Source organism: Methylocella silvestris BL2 (assembly GCF_000021745.1).
In the GTDB taxonomy this organism is placed as follows: domain Bacteria; phylum Pseudomonadota; class Alphaproteobacteria; order Rhizobiales; family Beijerinckiaceae; genus Methylocapsa; species Methylocapsa silvestris.
In genome coordinates this window covers 3733558-3756654 of record NC_011666.1, presented here as the reverse complement: position 1 = coordinate 3756654, position 23097 = coordinate 3733558, and the positions used below count along the sequence as shown (strand labels likewise).

The following is a 23097-nucleotide window of genomic DNA, read 5'->3' as shown; positions in this document are numbered from 1 at the left end:
AAAGCCATACAATCTCGCAACCCGCCAGCGACAACCGCAGATGGGCGAGCGGGAACGATTGGTCCCCCATCGCCAGAAGCGCCTCGGGCCGCTGTCGAAACGACGGTCAAATTGCAAAGTGCTTGGTCAGACGAGTGAGAATGGATTAAACCTAATTTCCTTAAACCGGCCCAGCTTTTGGGCGAGCGGCTCGTGCTTAAAGACCTTTTTGATCCTCTCCCGAAGCGTTGCGTCTTTCATGAAACCTTCAGATGTCGTTTGTTCTTTGGGAAGAACAGAACTGTCGTGGCCGCCGCGGAGCAGAAGATCTCTCCGCTCCGATCGATAAATGTTTTCTACAATGATCGAGAAAAACTCCTCGAGATCGTCCCATACGTCCCCGGTTTTGATTTTCTTCAGATACTCGGCTTTAGGCCGAGCGGCATGGACCATCTCGTGTACCAGTGTTGATTCCAGATCGTCCAGCTTGCTCAAACGCTTGTTGGTCTCGCTTAGGCGACATCCCTTCGGATTTTCGGGCGTCACCTTTATCGGTGGGACTTTGTCGTCGCGATTTGTCAAAGAAATATGGGGAATAAGGGAATAGCATTCCCCTACAAATTCGCCTTCCGGAAGCATAACCTTGTCACGCTCTCCCACGGGGAGAATATAGAGATCCGCTGGAAGCGAGAAGGTCGCGGCCAAGACCTGACGCCCCGCTTTATGCTTGGCAACCCTCAATAGAGCTTCGCAGATCGCCTTCTCATATTTTTGAGCCTCCGGGCCCACAGAAGGCTTGCGTTCGATCTCGTTGAGATTTCCTGGTTTTTGAGCGTCGGGATCAATCTGCTTTTCGAGAAGCCACCACTCGTAAAGGAGATCGTCTCGGTTATTTCCGCTGATAACGATCGGAAAGGGCTCAAACCTGATCATCACGTCGCCCCATAGCTCGCGCAGATCGGCAAATTTATCCGAGCGGTATTGATGCAAAAGTATGGTTTGGCACACCATCTCCTCCCGATCCTCCTGCGCGCGCGCCGGCCGCTGATAGCGGAGCGGACCCGAACGATGCAACGGACCAGGCTCCAATCGATCGCGCCTCCCGACGGCCAGCTCTGTGGCGCGGGGGTCCCTTGTGGCGGCCCCTTGGGCATGGCAGGTAGAGGAACGGCGCGGCGTTTCGGAGCGGGCAGAAGTCCCGCAAAATAGTCAAACGCAATTTCCCGAATCGCTGCTCATTTAGAAGTGCTCGAATCGCACTACTCATGCGGCCGTCACCTTTAGCAGCAGCAGAGACATAGTCTCGTTGCGGCGCCCTATTCATCCGCCACGATTGCTCTCTCTGGCCGTCGCGACCTATATTGTGGGTTGATAATCGGCTGTTGATGAGCGATCGCGAAGGATGAAGGGAGCACTCGATCGGCGACGGCTTGCGCGGGTCCTGGACTTCGTGGCGGAGAATCTCGGGCAGGAGCTCGGCATTGTCGAGCTAGCGGCTATCGCTCACCTATGCTCAGGCCATTTTTCGGAAGCCTTTTGCCGCTCCGTAGGAATGTCCCCGCATCGCTATATCCTAAGTCGACCGGTCGCCGTCGCGAAGCGTCTCCTCGCCGACGGGGAAATGTCGTCGCCGAGGTCGCTTCGACGATGGGTTTTTCGAGTCAAAGCCACTTTGGTCGAATGTTTCGGCCCATCACCGGCACGACGCCAAAACGCTACAGCCTTCCTGCTAAGTCCTCTTCATTTGGCAGGCCCTTGTACCGGCGCATGTCGCGCTGTCGCCTTCAGCCGTCCCTTCCTTAGCGTTACTTACGCCCAGCCGTCGCCATTCTTTTGGACGAGGAGTTCGGCTGCTTATCTCAGATCGCGCGCGCTTTGGATAATATACTGTCGGGTCGGCGCGCCGACATAGCCGACGACATGCCGCGGAAATGATGCTGCGCGGAAGGGCTCGCTCAGCCATCGGCTTGCGGGATATCCCACCCATCGTGCAGGTCGTCTTATCGCGTCCATGGCCCTGGCTCACGCCAGATGACAGAACTCGGGGTCGAAGCACGGGCCAGTCGGGGCAATTGCGCGCGCTTTCGGCGCAGCGGTCTACAGCCGATCGTACCAGCGGATAGCGAAGAGAACATGACTGTATGTGCAATTCTTGCACATAGCCCATGCTAGCGCACTGATTTAACTATTCTATCCGTCCAGTCCATCACAAAGATTATGACGAAGTCGGCAAGCGTTGCGAGGCCACAAAGCGGGCGCCGGGGTGATTGTCCGTCACTTTGAGATCAAGCCCATGCAGGCTGAAGATCGTGGCCGCGAGGTTGAGGCCAAGGCCTGTTCCGGGAATGGCGCGGGCCGATTTCGAACGATAGAAGCGCTTGAAGATTTCGCTGCGCTCGCTCGGATCGACGCCCGGTCCATTGTCGCAAACGGCGACCTCGGCGCACCCCGAAACGACAGACGCCGAGAGGCGGACAATGCCATTCTCCGGCGCGAATTTCAGCGCGTTGTCGAGGAGATTGGCGATGGCTTCGACGAGCAGATCGTGATCGCCGGACAGCGGCGCGGGGCGCCCTGCGTCGAGCGTGAAGGAGATTGATCTTGCTTCCGCCAGCGGCTCGTAGAGCTCGAAGGCCGTCGCGCAGACCTCGGCGAGATCGATGGGGACAAATTCATGCCGTCGGCGTCCGAGCTCGATTTCCGAAATCCGCAACAGTGCAGACACGGTCGTGAGGGCGCGGTCGAGCTCGGCAAGAGCGCGTTCCGTCGCGAGGCGAAGATCCTTCTCGGCGGCCGCCGCGAGACCGCGTTCAAGGCTGAGCCGCGTGATCGCGAGGGGCGAGCGCAAATCATGCGCGATGTTGTCGCTCACGCTTCTGATCTGATCGAGGAGACGGACGATCTCGTCAAGCATCAGATTGACGCCGTTCGCGATATTGTCGACGTCGTCCTTCCAGGGGCCGACGGGCAACCTGTCCTGCAGATCGCCCTGCATGATGCGGAAAATCGCCTCGTTGACGCTGCGAAGACGCCTCACCGTGCGCAGGCTGAAGATTAGCCCGATGATCAGCGCCGAAAGGATTGTTGGCGCGATGCCGAGCGCAAGGGCGCGAACGACAAGCCGCCGCAGGGCGTAGACCTCATAAAGGCTGCGGCCGATCAGGACGACGCCGCCGTTCGCGCGCCGACGCGCGGCGAGCAGGGCCGGCTCGGTTCCCGAACGGCCGCTGAGCGGCGCGACCTCGATCGGATGCGGCTCGCCGTCGATCGGAAGCGCCTCCGGCAAGGCGCCGACATTGCCGAAGACGGGCTTTCCCTGCGCGTCGAACAGCCCGACGTAGTCGAGCTTTCGCAGATCGCTCGTAAGGCGCCGCCTAAGCTGGCGGCGCAGCTGATCGTCCGGCTCCGCCGCGGCCCGAGCGACCTCCTCCGAAAGTCGCACATCGACTCGGCGGACGTCGAAGGTCGCGACATGCCAGTAGATGAAGAGAAAGACGACCGTTGTCGCGGCGGTCACCGCGAAGGCAAACAGCACCGCGAGACGAAACGACGCGGTGCGGAAAAGATCCGAAATGCGCATCGGCATTGCCGCCGCTCCCGTCTCCGCCTCGCGGGAAGGGAGAGCTCTCCCCCCAAGGCCGGCGTCGCCGACTCCTTCAGGGGCCGGGCGGATGAGTTGGATCATGATGTGACGACTCTGGTAAAGAGCGGACCGCGAAGGACGGGAGCGGCCGACCAAAAGGGCGCCGCGTCCACGATCCTTCGCTGCGCTTGCCCGTCCGATCAGAACGGGTAGTAGCGAATGCTGAACAGCCCCATGTTCTCCTGCGCCTTGGCGCCGCCGCCGATGCCCTGGAACGAATATTTCTGCGTGAAAGAATATTGCAGTCCGGCGCGCAGCTGTCCGAAGGCCCCTTGATAGATCTTCTGCCAGAAGCCGCCAGTGAGCTGGCGGATCAAATGAATGTTCCCATTGCACACGGTCGATCCGGGAACTGAGCAGCCTGCGTTCGAGAACAGTGGGTTGCCGAGGCCGAACGCGTTGACGGCGGCTCCCGTCTGCGTCGTGCTGAAGGTCGCCGTCTGGAACTCCTCGCCTCCGTAAGCATAAAGGTCAAGATCGGACGTCGGATGCCAGACGAGGCCCGCCAGCAGCATGGTCTCCGGGATCGGATCGATCGTCCCATTCCAGTTGAAGGTCACGTCAGGCAATTGCGCAGAGCCATAGCGTCCGATCCCTCTGCCGGTCATCCCCGAGAACTGCGCCTCGAGCTGCTTTGGCAGGAGAGACACGAGCGCCGAGCCGCCCGTGCCCCATCCGGGCGTATCCTGATTGGAGTTGTTGACCTGGCTGTAGAAGTCGCGGAAGAGGCCGAACCCTTCGAGATGAATATTGTGGCCGTCAACCGCAGTGTCCCAAGCGGCTTTTCCTATAATGTCTGGCATGTGGTTAAGCGACACCGCGTTAAGCGAATTGAACAGGGAGCCGCCCGGAGGCGCAACGTTATAGACGAGCGTGCTCGGAAGCGTCGCCGCCGTTGCGCCGACTGTGGTGAAGCCGCCAAAAGTCGTTTGTGGATTTTCGACCGACAGCGCCGCCCAGAAAGTCTTATCGAAATCCTTGACGATGCGAATCTGCGGATTGCGCGCCCATACGAAGCCCGGAACATATTGCGCGTCGATCTGCAGCGGAAGGTTCTCCTGCCGTGGAATAATGCCTTTGGCGTTCATGGTGACGAGAGACCAGCTTTGGCCGGCCAGAAGATGGGCGCCAAAATCGTCCTGGTCCACGGTCGCGTAGAGGTGCCGGATGCGCGGATTGAACGAGTTGCTCTCGTTGGAATTGGCGGTCTGCGCCGCCCCGAGGAAATCCATCTCGACGAAGGCCGCAAGGTGTGTCGTCGGATTGACGCTTCCCTCGACGAGGACGTTGACCCGGCTCTGCCGCGCGCTCATGCGGAATTCGTTGGCGTTTCCAGATCGTACATTGCCGAACGGAATGTTCTGGAAGGGAGTTCCAATATCGGCGCCGATGAAGCGATCGCGGAATACGCCTTCGAGCGCGATAAACCCGCCCGGCGTGATGCTGACGCCATTGATGTAGAGACTGGGCGCTCCCGCTACAGGCAGGCCACGGATCGCGGATTCCGTCGCGACGATCGCGCCCGGCGCCGGACCGCCCAGCGGAGCGATGGAGACGGCTGGCGTCGCGCCGTTAGCCACTGCTGCGGGATGAGTCCGCACCTCATGAATCTCGACCTGCGTCTGCTTTTGCTTCTGCGCCTGCTGCTCGACTTTCGTCTCGAGGCGCTTCAACTGCGCCTTCAGCGCCCGAATTTCGTCGGACGTGTCATCCGCTCGCGCCCCCTGACAACCGGCGAGCACGCCGAGACCGAGCGCCAGAGCCGCCTTTTTGCTCACGAGTTTATTCATTGATTCCGCCCCCTTATTGATCGAGGCGGCGAGACAGGCCTTCGGCGGCGCGAAATGTGCTCGCGTCGCGCGCATGTCTCCGGTCGTTAAATAGGATAGCCCGTCTGGCCGCTCTCTATGTATAGCTTTAGCATTGAGCGCCAGAGTAGAAGCGTAAAACAATATTTATTTAATATAAAAGATATTTTAGATTTTATTCCTGTGGATGCTGCGCCCCCTCCACACGCAAATCCGGAAGCTAAAACATAAGTTACTTTTTCAACTGCTTCGCCAATGTTACGAAAAGGCGTGTCGGCTGCGCTTCGCCAGCAATCGCTTTACTGCAAGGGCTTGCATTCTAAAACATGATGATCGGCATCGTCAGGCTGGCGCTTTCACGTCCTTTGACCTTCGTCGTGATGGCGATTTTGATCGCCATTTACGGGGCACTCGCCATATTGAAGACCCCGACGGATATTTTCCCGAATATCGGCATCCCGGTCGTCAGCGTCATCTGGACCTATAACGGCCTGCCGCCCGGCGACATGGCCGGGCGCGTCATCTCGAACTATGAGCGGGCGGTGTCGACGACGGTCAACGACATCGAGCACATCGAGTCGCAATCCTTCGTCACCTACGGCGTCGTCAAGATCTATTTCCAGCCGACGGTCGACGTCAGCGCGGCGCAGGCGCAGGTCACCGCGATCTCCCAAACGATCCTGAAGCAGCTTCCCGCGGGGATCAACCCGCCGCAGATCCTCGTCTACAACGCCTCGAGCGTGCCAATCATTCAGCTCGCCCTGTCGAGCGACTCCCTGCCGGAGGCGCGGCTGAATGATCTTGCGGCCAATTTCATTCGTCCGCAGCTTGCGAGCATTCCCGGCGCGCAAATGCCCTCGCCCTATGGCGGCGCAGCGCGGCAGGCGCAAATCGACCTCGATCAGAAGGCGCTGCGCGCGCATAATCTTTCGGCGCAGGACGTCGTCGACGCGCTCGTCCGGCAGAACATCATCACCCCCGTCGGAACCCAGAAGATCGGCCGCTACGAATATACGATCGACCTCAACGATTCGCCGAAGCGGCTTCAGGAATTCAACGACATCCCGATCAAGGTGGTGAACGGCGCTGTTGTCTTCATGCGCGACGTCGCCTTCGTCCATGACGGCTCACCGCCGCAGACCAACATCGTACAGATGGACGGCGCAAAGGGGGTGCTCATCTCAGTCGTCAAGAACGGATCGGCCTCAACCCTCGACATCATCGACGGCGTCAAGACGGCGATTCCCGCGATCGAAGCCTCGCTTCCGCCCGGCGTCCGGCTGAGGCTCGTCAACGACCAATCCGCTTTCGTCAAATCCTCCGTGACAAATGTCGTGAGAGAGGGCGTCATCGCGGCGAGCCTCACCGGCCTGATGATCCTCGTCTTTCTCGGCAGCTGGCGGTCGACGCTGATCATCACGATCTCGATCCCCCTCGCGATCCTGAGCTCGCTCGTCTTTCTGTCGCTGACCGGGCAGACGATCAACGTCATGACGCTCGGCGGCCTAGCCCTCGCCGTCGGCATTCTCGTCGACGACGCGACCGTCACCATCGAGAACATCAACCGGCATCTTCATCGCGGCGAAGACATCGAGACGGCCATCGTCGAGGGCGCGCGGGAGATCATGCCGCCCGCCACGGTCTCGCTGCTTTGCATCTGCATCGCCTTCGTCCCGCTGCTCTCGCTGGACGGCGTCGCCGGCTATCTGTTCCGGCCGCTCGCCACTGCCGTCGTCTCGGCGATGGTCGCCTCCTACGTTCTCACCTACACGCTAACGCCGACGATGGCGCGCGCGCTGCTGAGCCACGCATCGCCGGCGCATGGAGACGGAGCGCCGCAATCGCGGTTCGAGCGCGCGTTCGAGGCCGTGCAATCGCGCTACGCCGCGTTGCTCAGCTGGGCGATCGACAATCGCAAAGCGTTTGTCGCCGGCTTCCTGTGTTTTTGCGTCGCCTCTTTGCTTCTCATTCCCTTTCTCGGCCAGGAGTTCTTCCCTTCCGTCGACGCCGGGATTCTGCGCATCCACATGCGCGCCCATGCGGGGACGCGGATCGAGGAGACTGCGCGCATCGCCAGCGAGGTCGAACAGGAAATCCGCAAAGCGATTCCGAGGGACCAGCTCGAGTCGATCGTCGATAACATCGGGATGCCGAACAGTGGCATCAATCTGTCCTACGCAAATTCGGGGACGATCGGCGTGAGCGACGCGGACATATTGGTCACGCTCGCGCCCGGCGAAGAATTGGTCGCGACCTATGAGACGGCCTTGCGGCAGCGGTTGCGGAACGCCTTTCCGGGCGTGTCCTTCGCGTTTCTGCCCGGCGACATGGTCACACAGATTTTGAATTTCGGCGCGCCCGCACCGATCGACGTACAGATCGCCGGCTTCGACGCCGCGGCCGACAGGGCGTATGCGGACACCCTATTCGAGCGCATTAATCACGTGCCCGGCGCGGCCGACGCGCGCGTGCAGCAGGTCTTCGCGGCGCCGGCGCTCAAGGTCGATTTCAACCGCGATCTGGCCGGCGTCGTCGGGCTGACCGAGCATGACGCATCGACAAGCCTGCAGGACACCTTGTCCGGCAGCAGTCAGAGCACGCCCGTCTACTGGCTGAACCCATCGAACGGCGTATCCTATCCCGTTTCGATCCAGACGCCGCAATATGCGATCGACACCTTGCCGGGCCTTCAGAACGTCCTTGTCTCTGGACCCAGCGACTCGCAGCTCCTCGGCGCCGTCGCGACCTTCACCCCGGAGCCGGCGCCAAGCGTCGTCACTCACTACAACATCCGGCCAGCGATCGACATTTACGCTTCGGCGGCAGGCCGAGATCTCGGCGCCGTCAGGGCCGATGTCGAAAAGATCATCGCGGAAACCCGCGCGGAGGCGCCAATGGGCGCAACCGTCACAATCCGCGGCGAGGCCGCCACAATGACGAGCGCCTATCGCCAGCTGTTGTTCGGCCTTGGCTTCTCGATCCTGCTCATCTACCTGTTGATCGTCGTCAACTTCCAGTCGTGGCTCGATCCTCTGGTCATCATTCTCGCCCTGCCGGCGGCGCTCGCCGGCATCGTCTGGATGTTATTCATCACGCGGACGCCGCTATCTGCGCCGGCGCTGACCGGCGCCATCATGTGCATGGGCGTCGCCACCGCCAACAGCATTCTCGTCATCAGCTTTGCCCGCGAAGAGCTCGCACGCGGCGTCGAGCCGGCGGCGGCGGCGCTGGCGGCCGGGGCGGCGCGGTTTCGCCCTGTTCTGATGACGGCCCTCGCCATGATCATCGGCATGGCGCCGATGGCGATCGAACCCGGCCAGAACACGCCGCTCGGACGCGCCGTGATCGGCGGACTGATGCTCGCGACCTGCGCGACGCTGGTGTTCGCGCCTGTCCTTTTCGCCCTGCTGCGCGCGCCTCGCGCTTCCTCCACTACGGCCGTCGCGAAGGCCGCCGCGGAGGCATTCCGCCTTCTTGAAGGAGATCCAATGCCGCTTTTCGCCATAGCTCCGCCGTCGTCCGGACGCCTGCGGGTTCTGCTCCTCGGCTTTGCGCTCGCGGCTGTGGGGATCGCCGTTTCGGGCGTGATGGTGCGCGCAAAAGGCGAGCAGGAAATCGCCGCGCGGACCGAGGAGCTCGCCGTCCCCCGCGTGCGCCTCAAGACGCCGACGCCCGGTCCAAAGGAGACCGAGCTGACGCTGCCGGGCGACGTCGCCGCCTTCAATACGGGTTCGATCTACGCCCGCGCCAGCGGTTACGTGACCGCCTGGAAGAAGGATATCGGCGACCACGTCAAGAAAGGCGACGTCCTCGCGACAATCAACTCGCCTGAGGTCGACCAGCAGCTGGCTCAGGCGCGCGCCGTCCTCGTCAGCGCGGAGGCGGACGCAAAACTCGCCAAGGTGACCTCCGAAAGGTGGAGCAGCCTCGTTGGCCGCAACATCGTCTCGAAGCAGGCGGATGACGAAAAGCAGGGCGCGCTCGCCTCCAGGAACGCCTCTGTGGTCGCTGCGCAGGCGAATGTCGCGCGGCTCGAAGCGCTCGCCTCCTTCGAGCGGCTCGAAGCGCCGTTCGACGGCGTCGTGACGGCGCGCAATGTCGAGATCGGCGATCTTGTCGACTCCGGCCAGAAGTCCGGCCAGCCCTTGTTCAAAGTCTCGGACATCCATGCGATGCGCATCTACGTCAACGTCCCGCAAGCCTATATCGGCTTTATGCAGCCGGGGCTTGAGGCGACCCTCGATCTACCGGGCCGGCGGCAAAAATTCGAGGCGAGCCTCGTTTCGACGTCGGACTCCATCGCCAAGAGCTCACGCACTGCGCTCGTCGAGCTTGAAGCCTCCAATCCCGACGGCAAGCTGTGGCCGGGCGCCTTCGTCGAGGTTCAATTTCATCTGCCGGGCGATCCCCGCGCCTTGCGGGTGCCGGCGACGGCGCTGATCTTCGGCCCTCACGGAATGAGCGTCGCGACCGTGGGAGCCGGCGACAAGGTCGTGATCAAGCCCGTGCAGCTCGGCCGCGACCTTGGCGAAGACGTCGAGGTGAGATCCGGAATTAACGCCTCCGACCGAATCATCGACAGTCCGCAGGAAACGCTTGCCGCCGGCGACATCGTTCGCCCCGTTGAAATGGCCGACGCAGCCTCCGCGCCGCCAGAGGTGGGCGGCGTGAAGACCGCTCCATTGGGCGCTCCGGTCCGGCAGGGCCGATTATGAAATGCGTGGGGCCAGCGCCTCGCCGAGGCGAGGCGTCCGCGGCTTACGAAGCGTCGCTCAAGCGATTTTTACCTGCAGCGACCTCAAATCAGCCGAATGCGAACGATTTATGAATGTACGGCGATGCGCGAAGCAAAGCGTCTATCGCAGCGGCGGTAAGGAAGCCGGTCTCGCAAGCGCCAATCTGCGGCGCGTTGTGGGTTGAGAGAAAGTGGCCAGAAGCATGGAAACGGACATCAAAACCGCAGCGCGCTGGCAAAGGCCGATCCTGATCGTCGAGGACGAATCCTTCGTCGCCAAGGCGATCGAGGACGAACTGCGGGCGAACGGCTATGAGTCCGTCGCCGTCAGCACGGCCGAGGATGGGTTTGAGGCGGCGCGCGCGCTGGACCCGATGTTGATTATCGCGGATCGCATGTTGGCGGGAGTCGACAGCCTGTCGATCATCGAGCGGCTTCGGCGGGACGACGCCCATCTCCCTGTTCTTTTCGTCAGCGGGCTTACGGCGGTCGATGAGCGCATACGCGCGCTCAAGGCGGGCGGCGATGACTATCTCACGAAACCCTTCGCGCTGGGAGAACTCGCCGCCCGCGTCGACGCGTTGCTGCGCAGGAGCCAAAGCGCGCAGGACACGGCCCTCGTCGTGGGGCCGCTCATGCTCGATCGCATTTCGCGCATGGCGCAGCGCGGCGCGCGGGCGATCGCGCTTCTTCCGGCCGAATTCAAGCTGCTCGAATATATGATGCGCCATGCTGGACAGACGCTCTCGCGCGCCATGCTGCTGGAGGACGTCTGGGGCTATCGTTCTCTCCCCAACACCAACCTCATCGACGTGCATATCGGAAAGCTGCGCCGCAAGATCGACGCCGCAGGCGAGACGCCGCTTATTCACAGCGTGCGCGGCGCCGGGTTCACCCTGCAATGGCGGCAGTGACCCGCAGGCTTATGCCGAAAACGCAATCATTGCGCGGCGCTCGAGAGCATGGCGTTTTTAAATTTATATTTAATCCAGAGACGAAGACGGTAAATCATCATTTATACTATACTTGTTTCGAAAACGACCCGTAAGATCTATATTCACTTCATTCAGAGCCGCCGGAAAGATATCCTTGAGCGGCTCGTGAAAGGAGCACTCCATGCATAGTCTCGATGCGCGCCGCCCACGCGGGGCATTGCGCGCGGCCATGATCGTTCTTGTCGTCGGCGCCGCCGGCTCGGCAGGGGCAGTCGAAACCGACGGCCATCACACGGCGAAGGCTCGCCACCATGTGGCGCAAACGATCAAACCCAACAAATGGTACGGCCTTGCCTCAGGCGGCGTCGATTCGGGCGGCGCGGGACCCAGCCTTTCGCGGCTTGACCGCGCCAATTTCGATCACTCGGGCACGCGGGGCCGAGAGGGTCTCGGCGAGAGTCCTTTCCACCCTGAAGGCCCAGGCAATGTGAGCGACTGACAACCTCGGTTGTGGAGCGTGCGCTGTTGGCCCCCTGCGCGCTCCATGCCAGGCGATTCCGCCCTCCGACGGGATCGCCTGGCGCCTTTTGCTACGCGTGGCTCTCAAACATTGCTTGTACTGTTGCATGCGGTAGATGACAGGAATGCCCATGGCGAAGATGTTTATCTGCGCGGGCGCCACACTGCTTTGCGCCGCGGTGTGCGCGGGCATCCAGCCCGCCGCCGCCTTTCAGGCGCCTCACAGGCATAGCGCGCATTGGCGCAGAAATATCGGCGGCCGCGCAGGGCTCGCGCCGCAGCCGCTGCGCGCGCCGACGGTCCCCGATTGGACCGTTCAATATGGCGAAATCAAAGGCGGCGCAAGCGGCAGCCTCGGCGCGATGCTCGAGGGCAGGAACCCTGCGAACGGGCTCCCATAGCTCACAAAGATTTGGCGTGGAAACATTGCGCAGGAAAGCCGGAGATCAATCTTTCGAGCGTGGACGCCCTCAAGCGCGCCCGGGCGGCTCGCGCTTTTTCGCAATTCCTTCCGCGCCAGATTCTCTTGTCTTCCGACCAGCGCCTCTTGTGACGTGGCTCGCGGCCCTTGTGGCGATGTTTTGCCTGGGCGGCGGGGCGCAGGCGCGCAGCCTACAACAGCGCAGCGCAGCGGCCTGCGGCCACAATGTTCCAGCCTGTAGCTATCCGCCAGACGTCGATCGCTGGGCCGAAACGCCGCCGCATCTTCGACCCTGCTTTTCCCGCGACGATTGCGACCGCAAGGCCTTCGATGAATCCGGAACGCGCGGCCGTATGGGCCTCGGCGCCGACCCCGCCCATCCCGAAGGCCCGGGCAACTTCTCGGATTGAGCGGACGCCGCGGCGAGGCCATTCCCAAGGACGACGGCGATAATGAGGGGCGTCCTACCAAGAGGCGCGCCCGAAAGGATCGAACTCCTGAAACATTCGGGCGCGGTCGCGCACGTTGCGCGGCAAAAGCCGCCCATTCACGCCCATGCGCAGCTGCGTTGAGTGCCGATTTACCCAGTAGTGGTCAGGCCGCACACCCCGCCTTAGGGAAATTCCAACTTCCGTGCTCCGCGCAGATAAATAGCCGTCGCGTCGGAGGCTGCGACGGCAAGACGGACAGGACCACCTCGTGGACGGCGTTGTATTTAGCGGCCTCTACCCTCAACACTCGCCAGGATGATTGACGTTTTCCATGCCGATCATTTCGGGGACAGCCATCACCACTCAACCTTCGGCTTACGAAATCCCATGGCCGCCCAGGCCGCCAGCAGCTTCAGCATGGCCTTGCCCGAATGGGTCGCAAAGCTAGGAGCATCGTTGGGTAGGGGCGTTTTGTCGATCCGATCGCCGGTCATGATCCGCACCTCGAGCGGGGTGACGTTTCCAGGTACGCGGCCGGCATAAACGCTAAGCCAATGGCCGCGGGTGAATTCAAGGAACATCGGGGTGTTGCAGCACGCGGCGACGAGGCGCCGCGTGGGCGAAGTCGGCGTCAGGCGATGCTCGCGCAGCAACTCGCCGCCCGTAAACCGGCCAACCCGATCCTTGCGGTAGAGCAGGAGATCGGTCCCGCCGTCACTGCCGACGACAGACGGCGCCCCCGACTTCAGGGCGAAGGCGAGCCCTGCCGTCCGGCAACTCGTGCAGTAGCACATGGCGTGCAGGATCGGCTTGCCTCTGACCGTCGCCGCGACGCGCCCGCACGTGCAAGAGCATCTCCCGCCGGCTTGTTCCTCAGTCATGAAAACGCCCCCTGGGCAGGCCGCACTCGTCGATTGCCACTGCTTCGCCATCCTTCGCCTCGCCCGCATATCCGCAATTTCTTCGACGAAGTGGTGCTGCCAAATTATTCGTGGTCGTTTGAATTTAGTTTGGCAACCGGGATGAAAGGTCGTCGGATCGAGCATCCAGTCCCAGTCATCGCTCGCCCTCAATAAATTTCTCAAGGGCGGCAGCGGTTCTTGCAGGATTGCCGCCGATTCCAGGCGAGAATTTGGCCGTCTTCAGCCCTTGGCACGCACCGCCTGGCTGCCTCGACGAGAGATCTAAGATCATCCGTTTCGTGCCTCTTTGCTCAGTGGCGCGCCTGATCCGGCGCCGTCGTCGTCATGCTACCAGATCACCGCGTCTTGGTTAGGCGGCTCCAGCGGCTTCCTCGATCCCTCGCGCTCCGCTCGCATGATCCTAATCAACCCTTCCGGGGCGATCTCAATCAGCATGTCGGCGCCCATCTGCTGGAGGGTGCGGATCCCGGGGCAATGTCGGCTCGCGTGATGCGGGCAAGGAGACGGCTCATTTTGGGGCCGATAACTGCCTGACCAAACGTTGCGCTACATTCTTGCGGCGTTGCTCGCTGCTGGAGGAGTAATCGCCGTCTTCGTCGAGCTCGCTATGAGCATGCCGCGCGATTTGCACTCCGCCGCTCACGCCGAGCGCGGCCATGACGCCGGCGACGATCAAATCGGGCCAGCCGAAGCCTGTGCCGAACACGCCAGCGGCCGCCGCGAGCACCGCCACATTGCCGATGGCATCATTGCGCGAGCAAATCCAAACCGAACGCATATTGGCGTCGCCGGCGCGAAAATGATAGAGCATTAACGCGACGCCGGCATTGGCCGCGAAGGCGAGGAAGCCCACAACGCCCATGACGTCAGCGCGCGGCAAGGCGCCGGCGGCGGCATGCCAGACAGTCGAGCCGATGACCCACAGCCCAAACACGATCAGCGCCCAGCCTTTGAGAAGAGCGGCGCGGGCGCGCCACGACAGGCCAAGGCCGGCGACGCCGAGGCTGATCGCGTAGTTCGCCGAGTCGCCGAGAAAATCCAGGGCGTCGGCTTGCAGCGACGCGGAGCCCGCCGCAGCGCCTGCCGCGATCTCCGCGAAGAACATCAGGGCGTTAGTTGCGAGCGCGATCCACAGCGCGCGCCGCCAGTCCGGGGAATTGTTAGCCCTCGCGCCTCCGCCAGCTGAGCCACAATGTTCGTCTACGCAGCATCCCGCCATTCGTTCGATCCCGTGGACGGGGAAAGCGCCCTCTGAACATTAAGAGTATCACATTTTGGCGTTCCGCGCGCCTTTGCGGAGCCTGGCGGCTGGTCAAGCCGTTCTCGGGGTGAAGACAGGACGCAGTGGATTTGAGGCGGTTGGTTCGCGGGCGAATTGGCGGCACGCGCGCGTCTCACCCAAGGCTCGCCACGCCTCTGGCGGCCACGCACGCTTAAGGCCTTTGCGCGACCTAGATTTGTACACACTTAAGCGGCCCGCCGGCCCGAGGCCGATCAGATCGCAGCGCTGCCTTCGAAGGTAAGAGCCCCCTTGAGCGCGGCGCGCGGCTCATACCGCAGATCTCTTCCTCCAGCCGCATGCGTGGCCTTTCACCGTTTTCCTTGATGAAGATTACGCCGGCAGCGTCGGTGGCGGCACGCCTTGGGAGATAGCGCACGATTCGGCTCGGCTCATAGGCTTTTGCCTGCCCGGACGGCCGATACCAAAGCGGCGGAGGAAAGCAGGACCGTGGCGGCGGCGATGGCGTCAAACGCGCCAAAGCTTTCATCGCAAAGCTGTGGCTCGGGGATTTCAGCGCGGCCACCGCCGATCGTCGGCCGCCGCGTTTCGAGAGTAAGGCTCATGACTTGCCCTTCCTTAATCTCACCCGATCCCTCGCGTCTCCGAACCGAACTCGCGGCCGGTCTGCCGGCACGGAATATGCCTGCTGAATTCGACATGACGGACGTTTTGATAAAGCATGTCAAATCGTGGAAGATCGAGACGAAGCCGCCGCTGGAGTGGTTGGTCATTTGGACCGATTTCCCCTGTGATCCCTCTTCGCCGGGCTTCGACGCTGCCGCCAAGCAGCAGCTGATCGACGGCGCCTTAAAGCTTATGACCAAGCTCAAGGGCCCGGAGCGTTGCTTTATCTGTTCGCCGGACTGTCCGGACGGACAATTGATCTAGCCTTCGAGAGCGGAATGAGGAGATCCGAAGGATTGGTCCGGCAGCAAGGTTGGCCTGCGAGTCCTTGCTTTAGTAAAATTGGAAGTGATGATTGAAGGCCATCGTCCGCCGCTACCGCGGCCTCGGCTTCCACGGGTGAAAACCAGCGCTGGCGCCCTTTCCGAGATCAGGCCATTTCTTAGTCTGTTGCTTTAAAGCAGCGCCTACACCTTGACCTGAATCCCAAGGGCTTATCGCCTATGGTCGGGAGTAGCCCGGTAGAGGGACGTGACGCGTCCTTTTATGTCCGCCATTTGTTCTACCTTCGTCGAGGGTTCAAACTGACGTCAGGTTTCTAGCCGTTAGCGCTTGGACGCGTCAGCGGTGCGAGTGCATTCGCGCCCTTCCTCCGCCCCACGCCAGTTCGATCCCGTTCTCAGCGATCAAGGAGATTAGGAATCAGTTGCGGCTCGAGAACTTCTTGACGCTCGGAAACGCCGAGCCTTCCGAACGTAATGTCTGAATTGCTCGCGGTCGCATTCGGCTAGAATGCTCCATAGGCCTATGGAGACGGCTTCCGCGACGCCGAGGGCGGCCGTTTCGATCTCGGCCGCTACGCTTCGCGCTGCTGTCCGGCCTTTAGCGCCTCGACCGGGTTTTTGCGACATAAGCCTTTCGTCGGCCTCGCCGCCGTTCCCGGCACTTAAATCCGCGGAAGGGCGATGGTTTTCTGTTCGGCATCGCTCTGGCGGCGGCGTAGACGGTCGAATTTCAGAACGCTCGTCGAGAGATACACCCCTCACCGCGAGTTCGCGGAGCAACGGCGTCGTCCGCCTCTCTAGCTTTGCGCGACCCGTCGCGGCGTACAGGGCGGCGCGACAAATTTTCTCTCCCGAAGCGTCAGGATGCACGGCCAAAAATTGAATGAGCAAATCCTCACAATCAGCACTGTAGCGCGCGACCGTTTTCAGCGTTCGCGCGAGTTCCTCAATACGCCGGTCCATGTTTTCTTCCGGGCAATCTCCGGCCGAGCAGCATTGAAAAATCAATCATAAGTTGTAAGCCAAAAACGTGCTCGTGTCCCGGAAAAGTTGCCATTGGCAAAAATCTCAATTTCCTTGGCTTGACGCGCTGTTCGCCGCTTCCGGCGTAACGTCTATCCAGCTGAGCTGACCGCTTTCGCTCTCGCGATCGCCGTTCTTGAGCCTCACTCCCCGGCCGCCGCCGTCTCGGCGATGAACTCGACGCACGCGGCTTCGGGGGCAGCGCGCTCCAATTGTAATGGAGTGGCCGTGGTCATTTTCTCTCCTTCTGAACGGAGTCGCGGCGTCCTCATAGCCATTCAAACGGAATGCCTAAATTCGTGAGGCGTTCGATGAACCGCTTGTCGACCGGCTTAATGATGCTCTCTCTGAAGCCCACGCCTGCTAATCGCCGAGGCATATTGCGGCTTTCATCGTCTGCGGGGAGATGAGCCTGCCATTCCTGGTAAGCCCTATCGACTTGTTCCCTTAAGCTTTGGTCAAAGCGAATCAACTGCACGGACGCTTCGCGGCCCGGCTTCACGGCGCCGGAGGAAAACGGCTCAAAACTGCTTAGTTTACGTCTCGAACGCAAGTTGCCCTCCCCTGATGACGCAGCGTAGGTCTCGCGGCCAAGAGAGCGCCGCCCGCATCAGGCGCTCGGGGTCGCGCTCGCCGTCCTCCGCCAGTCTAACGAGGTGGTAGGCGAGCGCCAATCGCCCTTGATCGGTCTGCTGAGAGAGAGGGACCAGCGTCATCCGGCGCTCAAACTCCGCCTGCAAAAGGGCGATGGTTTCCGGGTCCATGAGCCGCCTCCCTGAAGGGGCGAATTGCTCGACGAACTTGAAACCTATTACGCTCGGCAAGGTTGCGTCTGTCGGCTTTCCGACAGATCGATCGCTTAGTTTGACGTCGGGCAAAATGATCGGCCTGGCCGAATTCACATCGCGGAAATTTCCGGCAGGAAGAACGCCTGCTCGTCGGCCACAAGGCCGGTCAGGATCGGCACGCGGTTGAAGCGGCCGCTCTTGAATGCCTCATAGGTCGGCTGCGTTATGATGTGGCCATCGACAATGTAATAGCTCGACGGCGGTGGCCAAGATCCCCGATCTGTTGAGGCGTGAGCGCACGCAGGCAGGTGGCGATATTATGTGCAGCGGGCCTTCGACGCAATGGTCTGCCCTTGCGTTTCCCCCGTCGCCAGCGGCGTCGTTATGATGTGTGTGCCGCTCTCAACGATCACCCTCTGGAATCGGCCGGCCGCAGTCGGTGATACAAGATCGCCCATCACCGCCGTCGCGCCGCCCGACTGGCCGAAGATCGTTATGTTTCTGGGGATCACCGCCGACTCCGGCTATGTTCCGCTGGACCCATTTGAGTGCGAACTGTTGGTCCGTGAAGCCGTAATTGCCGAGGTCGTGACCTACAGCGTCAAGCGTGGATGGGCGAAAAAACCAAGCGTTCCGACCCGATAATTAACCGTCACGAGAACGACGTCGCCCTGTCCCGCGAGTTTGCTTCCATCGTAGTCGTTTGTTTCGCCAGCAACGAGACCGCCGCCGTAGAACCACACTATCACGGGTCGCGGCCGGGATTTCTCCGCATAGTCGCTAGGCGTAAATATGTTGAGGTAAAGACAATCCTCGGTCAGGCTGGGCTTGGCGAACTCTCCGCCTGATTTTGTACGCACGTGCCGCCGAACGTTTTCGCCTTCAGCGCTTGTGTCGACTTTGCCGGAGGCTGGGGCGGCCGCCAGCGAAGATTTCCGAGCGGCGGAGTGGCGAAGGGAACGCCAAGGAATTCTACTTCGTCCGCCACGGGTATTGCGTCATTCGCGTTCGTGGGCAGTAATTCTTATATTCGCCCGAGTCTTTTCCACAACCGTCGCACGTGCGATGACGTCAAGAATTGGACAGCGCTAGGAATATCACGGCTCGGTGCAATGCGAGGTTGATATCGTTTTTTCACGCCTGATATGATTTGGATTCCCTCAAAAATCGGAAAGTAGACTTCGTCTTTTCCCTGAAACGTGGTTGCTCCCCGAAGTTTGGCGCTTGAGGTCGCAAACGCATGTGCTGTGCCGCGCCGCCGCGGCGAAAGGCCGATCGGAACTCCGCGACAAGGTCGCCGCATTCGCCCGGATGAAGGGCGTCGCCGCCTATTGCGCCACTCGGGCGGCGCCGGCCGAGGTTCCGGGGATGCGCAGCGTCGTTGGAAGGGCGGAGAGTCGATGATGGTGAATGCTAAGCGGGTCCAGCAAGTCTGGCGACCCAGACAAGTGCACGTGGTCTGCGCTGCCGAGGGTATGCGTGACATGCGCGCTCGTCGTCGGACCGTCGCCGTTCTCTATGCCCGCCCGCGCGCGTCGATTTTCCAGACATCGACGACCTTTTGCCCGCGCACACAGACAAAGTAGTCGTAGAGGCACACTGTGGGATCGCAATGCGATACGATGCATTCGAGTCGTTCGCCGATTTGCGGGCGACCCATGCCGTGCTCCAGCATGACGCGCCCGTGTTCGTCGCCCGCAAAGCCGTAAGCCGCGCCGTGTAGAGAAGCGGAGACGATCCGTGGCGGCGGCCCGTTCAGGGCGAAGGATTTTGTGCCGGCGTCGGTGGTGACCTGCGTTGGAAGGTTGGCGCTGAGAACGCTGGTCTGCACGAACAGGGAGAAGCCGAAGGGCCAATCGCCGCCTTCATAATTGATCGTGGCATATTCGGCGTCCATGAAAATATAGGAGCCCGCCTGAATTTCCGTGAAGACGCCGGACGATCCGTCGAGTCCGTGGGTGCCCGTGCCAGCGCCGGTGACAATCCCGGTCTCAAGCTGCGCGTCGCGCATCAGGGCGAGGAGAGCTTTGAGCTGCTCGCGCCCCTGCGCCGCCGCCGCGCCGCGCTTCGCGGCGTCAGGGATGTGCTGAAAATGGCCGCCATAGGCCTGAACGCCCTGCAAAGTGAGATTGGGCGTCGCGGCGATCATACGCGCCAGTTTGAAAGCGGCCGCCGGATCAACGGCGCCGGTGCGGTGATGGCCGATATCGAGATCGACGAGAACGTTTAACGCCGGCCGGCCGGCGAAGGCCGCAGACAAGGCAAGTGCGTTATCGGCGTTGTCGATCACCGCCATTGTGTCCGGCGCCCTCGCGCATAGATCGCAGAGGCGCGAAATCTTTACGTCGGTGACAAGAGGCGCGGTGATCAGCAGTCCGCCGACGCCCGCCACGGCCATCGCTTCCGCCTCGTTGATAGTGGCGCAGCAGACGCCGATCGCGCCGGCCTCACGTTGCGCCTGCGCGATGCGGGAGCTTTTGTGACTTTTCGCGTGCGGACGCAGATTGACGCCATTGGCGTCGCAGATCGCCTGCATTCTGGCTACATTCGCGTCGAAAACGTCGAGATCTAGGATGAGCGACGGCGTGTTCAGCCGCTTGCGTCCGTCCGGCGCGCCGATCAGCGCAGCGAAAGGGCCAAGGGCTTTTTGTTCTATTTCGGCGGTCATTGAACTGCCGCTTTCGCCTTGGTTGCGGTCCGTTGCCCTGCCTTGAGGCTCGCCTCGAAGAGACGCGCGACATGCACGGCCTTGCGTGGCGCGCCGTCCCTGATCTGATGACGACAGGATGTTCCGTCGGCCACCAGAAGAGCGTCGAGTTCAGCCTTGCGGACCGCCGGCAGCAAAGACAGCTCCGCCATGGCTAGAGAGACGTCCATCGTCTCCGCCTGGTAACCAAAGGCCCCCGCCATGCCACAGCAGCTTGACTCGATCGTCTCGACCGTAAGACCGGGGACGAGGCGCAGCGCGGTCTCGACCGCGCCCATGGCTCCGAAGGCCTTTTGATGACAATGGCCATGTAATAACGCCTTCTTCCCGACCGGACCAAGGACGGGCGGAAATCGACCCGCCTTCGCCTCGCACACGATGAATTCCTCGAACAGCATTGCGTGGGCCGCGACGCGCCGCGCGTCCTCACCGGGCAGAAGAGCCAGCGCCTCGTCTCTGAAGGAAAAAAGACAGCTCGGCTCCAGGCCGACAACGGCGAGGCCACGCTCCAGGAAGGGACGCAAGGCCGTCAGCGTGCGAGACATTTCCGCGCGCGCCGCCGCAACATTTCCAATCGACAGAAAGGTCCTGCCGCAGCAAAGCGGACGCGCCGATCCGTCAATCGGGCCGGCGATATGAACGCGGTAGCCGGCTGCGGTCAAAGTCGTGATCGCCGCCTCGATATTTTCGGGCTCGAAAGCGGCGTTGAAACTGTCCACCCAAAGAACAAGCTCTCGGCCGTCAACTGGCCCCAGCGTCTGCGCGCGCGCTGAAAATCGATCGGGCCGCCAAATCGGCAGATCGCGGCGAGCGCTGAAGCCGACGATCGTTTCCATCAGCCGCCGCAGAAAGGGACTGCGATTGCGCAGATTGAGCAAAGGCGCGAGGCGAGCTGCGAAGGGCGCATAGCGCGGCATATAGGCGATGAGCCTGTCGCGCAGGGAAAAACCATGTTTTTGCGCCCGGGCCGCCATGACCTCGATCTTCATGCGCGCCATGTCGACGCTCGTCGGACATTCGCGCTTGCAGGCTTTGCACGAGACGCAGAGCTTCATCGTCTCGGCCATGGCGTCGGAGGCGAAGGCGTCGGCGCCAAGCTGACCAGAAAGCGCCAGCCGCAGGCTGTTGGCGCGTCCGCGCGTCACATGCTTTTCGTCACGTGTGGCGCGATAGGACGGGCACATCGCGCCCCCCTCGAGTTTTCGACAGGCGCCATTGTTGTTGCACATCTCGACAGCGCCTTGCAGGCCGCCGACGGCGCCGGGATATCCGGCCCAGCTGAGCTGTGGGGCAAAGTCGCGAACCTCATAGCCCGGCGCGTAGCGCAGCAGACTGCGGTCGTCGAAACGCGGCGATCGCACGATCTTGCCCGGATTGAGGATTCCCTTCGGGTCGAAAACCGACTTCACCTCTTCGAAGGCTTTGACCAGCCTCTGGCCGAACATCGGCTCGTGGAACTCGCTGCGCACCAGTCCGTCGCCATGTTCGCCTGAATGCGATCCCTTATAGGCGCGCACGAGAGCGAACGCCTCTTCGGCGATGGCCCGCATCGCCTTGACGTCTTTATCGAGCCTCAGATTGAGCACCGGACGCACATGCAGACAGCCTTCGGAGGCGTGCGCGTACCAGGTGCCGCGCGTCCCGTGTTTCTCGAAGACGCTCGTGAGCTTCTCGGTGTAATCCGCAAGATGCTCCAGCGGAACGGCGCAATCCTCAACAAAAGAGATCGGCTTCGCCTCGTCCTTCATCGACATCATGATATTGAGGCCGGAGGTGCGCAGATCCGTGATGTCCGCCTGCAGAGACGGATCGAGCGTCTCGACGACGCCGCCCCAATGCGCGCCCTCGCGATCGAAACCGAAGCCGAGATCACCCATCAGATCGCCCAGCTGTTTCAGACGCCGGACATTCTCCGCGTCGTCTTCGGCGAATTCGACCAGAAGCAGGGCCTGGGGCTCGCCGCGCACGACGGCGTCGAGCGTCGGCCGGAACATCGGGATTTCGCTCGCCAGCGAGATCATGGTCGCATCGACGAGCTCGACGGCGATTGGCTCCAGCTTGACAATATGCTGGGCGCTGTTCATCGCGGCGTGGAAGGAGCCGAAATGACAGACTCCGACCGCACGGCGCCCCAGAAGCGGCGAAAGCTTCAGTTCGATCGCGGTGGAATAGGCGAGCGTGCCTTCCGAGCCGACGAGAATGTGGGCAAAGTTGACACGGCCGCGCGCTGGATCGAGAGCGTCGATATTATAGCCGCCGACGCGCCGCTGGACCTTTGGAAAGCGCTCTGCAACTTCATCCGCCTCGCGCGCCCCGATGGCCAGCAGCTTCTCGGCGAATTGTTTGAGATGGGCGTCGCGCAGTTCGGAAAGATCGGTGGCGGTCTCGCCGAAATGGGCCGCCGCGCCATCGGCCAGAACCGCCTCGATCGAGATCACATTGTCCCGCGTGGTGCCATACCGCAGCGAGCGGCCGCCGCAGGAATTGTTCGCGGTCATGCCGCCGATCGTCGCTCGCGAGGCTGTCGAGACATCGACCGGAAACCACAGACCGTGTGGTTTCAGCTGGCGGTTCAGGTCATCGAGCACGATGCCCGGCTCGACCACGCAGCGGCGGCCGGCAACGTCGAGAGAGAGAATGCGGCGCAGATATTTTGAGCCGTCGATCACCAGGCCGCGATTGATGGTCTGTCCGCATTGCGAGGTGCCGCCGCCGCGCGCTGTGACGGGGACGCCTTCCTCGCGCGCCAGCGCGAAGGCCCGGACCGCCGCTTCGACAGTTTTGGGGACGGCCACGCCGAGCGGGATCATCTGGTAATGCGATGCGTCAGTCGCGTAGCGGCCGCGGCTGAACGCGTCGAAGAGAATGTCGCCCGCGATCTCGGCGCGAAGCCGTCCTTCGAATCCCGAGCGCGTCGCCCCGACCATCTGGATGCTCCCTTTGCCGCTAATTTCTTCGCCGCGTATTTTTCGGGAGTCTTATCAGCGCCCTTATT

Annotated in this window: 17 protein-coding genes and 1 pseudogene; 6 read left to right on the top strand and 12 right to left on the bottom strand. The window is 61.8% G+C overall.

What is annotated here, in order from left to right; translation table 11 throughout:
* Window positions 1-126: 126 nt before the first annotated feature.
* The 3 genes from MSIL_RS17370 to MSIL_RS17360 all read right to left on the bottom strand — a co-directional run bounded on the left by MSIL_RS17370 (window position 127) and on the right by MSIL_RS17360 (window position 5412).
* Window positions 127-1068, bottom strand: a complete 942-nt coding sequence (locus MSIL_RS17370; RefSeq protein WP_012592384.1) for a hypothetical protein — start codon at window positions 1066-1068, stop codon at window positions 127-129.
* A 1126-nt stretch (window positions 1069-2194) separates the two neighbouring features.
* The gene (locus MSIL_RS17365; RefSeq protein WP_148213136.1) at window positions 2195-3664 is read right to left on the bottom strand and encodes a sensor histidine kinase; all 1470 of its coding nucleotides are present in this window, start codon (window positions 3662-3664) and stop codon (window positions 2195-2197) included.
* A gap of 98 nt (window positions 3665-3762) precedes the next feature.
* Window positions 3763-5412: a hypothetical protein gene (locus MSIL_RS17360; protein WP_012592382.1), complete on the bottom strand. Its 1650-nt coding sequence runs from the start codon at window positions 5410-5412 to the stop codon at window positions 3763-3765.
* A gap of 344 nt (window positions 5413-5756) precedes the next feature.
* Here MSIL_RS17360 and MSIL_RS17355 point away from each other — a divergent pair, with 344 nt between their 5' ends.
* The 5 genes from MSIL_RS17355 (at window position 5757) to MSIL_RS17335 (ending at window position 12450) form a co-directional block, all read left to right on the top strand.
* Window positions 5757-10145 (top strand): efflux RND transporter permease subunit, encoded by a 4389-nt coding sequence (locus MSIL_RS17355; RefSeq protein ID WP_012592381.1) that lies wholly within the window; start codon window positions 5757-5759, stop codon window positions 10143-10145.
* A 223-nt stretch (window positions 10146-10368) separates the two neighbouring features.
* Entirely contained in the window at window positions 10369-11079 is a 711-nt protein-coding gene (locus MSIL_RS17350; protein WP_012592380.1) for a response regulator transcription factor, read from the top strand.
* Between the two features lie 202 nt (window positions 11080-11281).
* Window positions 11282-11599, top strand: a complete 318-nt coding sequence (locus MSIL_RS17345) for a hypothetical protein (protein ID WP_012592379.1) — start codon at window positions 11282-11284, stop codon at window positions 11597-11599.
* Window positions 11600-11750: 151 nt separating this feature from the next.
* On the top strand, window positions 11751-12020 hold the full coding sequence (locus MSIL_RS17340; RefSeq protein ID WP_012592378.1) for a hypothetical protein: 270 nt from the start codon (window positions 11751-11753) through the stop codon (window positions 12018-12020).
* A 148-nt stretch (window positions 12021-12168) separates the two neighbouring features.
* Window positions 12169-12450: a hypothetical protein gene (locus tag MSIL_RS17335; RefSeq protein WP_041368156.1), complete on the top strand. Its 282-nt coding sequence runs from the start codon at window positions 12169-12171 to the stop codon at window positions 12448-12450.
* 377 nt (window positions 12451-12827) lie between these two features.
* Here MSIL_RS17335 and MSIL_RS17330 read toward each other — a convergent pair whose 3' ends face one another.
* The 7 genes and pseudogenes from MSIL_RS17330 to MSIL_RS22390 all read right to left on the bottom strand — a co-directional run bounded on the left by MSIL_RS17330 (window position 12828) and on the right by MSIL_RS22390 (window position 18383).
* On the bottom strand, window positions 12828-13352 hold the full coding sequence (locus MSIL_RS17330; RefSeq protein ID WP_041369426.1) for a GFA family protein: 525 nt from the start codon (window positions 13350-13352) through the stop codon (window positions 12828-12830).
* A gap of 550 nt (window positions 13353-13902) precedes the next feature.
* The gene (locus tag MSIL_RS17325) at window positions 13903-14613 is read right to left on the bottom strand and encodes a cation efflux transmembrane domain-containing protein (protein WP_012592376.1); all 711 of its coding nucleotides are present in this window, start codon (window positions 14611-14613) and stop codon (window positions 13903-13905) included.
* 452 nt (window positions 14614-15065) lie between these two features.
* On the bottom strand, window positions 15066-15407 hold the full coding sequence (locus MSIL_RS21490) for a hypothetical protein (protein ID WP_148213135.1): 342 nt from the start codon (window positions 15405-15407) through the stop codon (window positions 15066-15068).
* Between the two features lie 1468 nt (window positions 15408-16875).
* Window positions 16876-17160: a hypothetical protein gene (locus MSIL_RS17315; protein ID WP_012592373.1), complete on the bottom strand. Its 285-nt coding sequence runs from the start codon at window positions 17158-17160 to the stop codon at window positions 16876-16878.
* Entirely contained in the window at window positions 17144-17371 is a 228-nt protein-coding gene (locus tag MSIL_RS21485) for a hypothetical protein (protein WP_012592372.1), read from the bottom strand. The genes MSIL_RS17315 and MSIL_RS21485 overlap by 17 nt, the downstream gene beginning before the upstream one ends.
* 341 nt (window positions 17372-17712) lie before the next feature.
* On the bottom strand, window positions 17713-17907 hold the full coding sequence (locus MSIL_RS20365; RefSeq protein ID WP_049768207.1) for a carboxylesterase family protein: 195 nt from the start codon (window positions 17905-17907) through the stop codon (window positions 17713-17715).
* A gap of 81 nt (window positions 17908-17988) precedes the next feature.
* A pseudogene (locus tag MSIL_RS22390) lies at window positions 17989-18383 on the bottom strand (carboxylesterase family protein).
* 236 nt (window positions 18384-18619) lie between these two features.
* Here MSIL_RS22390 and MSIL_RS17300 point away from each other — a divergent pair.
* Window positions 18620-18799: a hypothetical protein gene (locus tag MSIL_RS17300; protein ID WP_148213134.1), complete on the top strand. Its 180-nt coding sequence runs from the start codon at window positions 18620-18622 to the stop codon at window positions 18797-18799.
* 112 nt (window positions 18800-18911) lie between these two features.
* On the opposite strand, the gene MSIL_RS17295 is transcribed toward MSIL_RS17300, so the two are convergent.
* Both MSIL_RS17295 and MSIL_RS17290 read right to left on the bottom strand, forming a co-directional pair.
* The gene (locus tag MSIL_RS17295) at window positions 18912-20063 is read right to left on the bottom strand and encodes a DSD1 family PLP-dependent enzyme (RefSeq protein WP_012592371.1); all 1152 of its coding nucleotides are present in this window, start codon (window positions 20061-20063) and stop codon (window positions 18912-18914) included.
* Entirely contained in the window at window positions 20060-23029 is a 2970-nt protein-coding gene (locus MSIL_RS17290; protein WP_012592370.1) for an FAD-binding and (Fe-S)-binding domain-containing protein, read from the bottom strand. The genes MSIL_RS17295 and MSIL_RS17290 overlap by 4 nt, the downstream gene beginning before the upstream one ends.
* Between the last annotated feature and the right edge of the window lie 68 nt (window positions 23030-23097).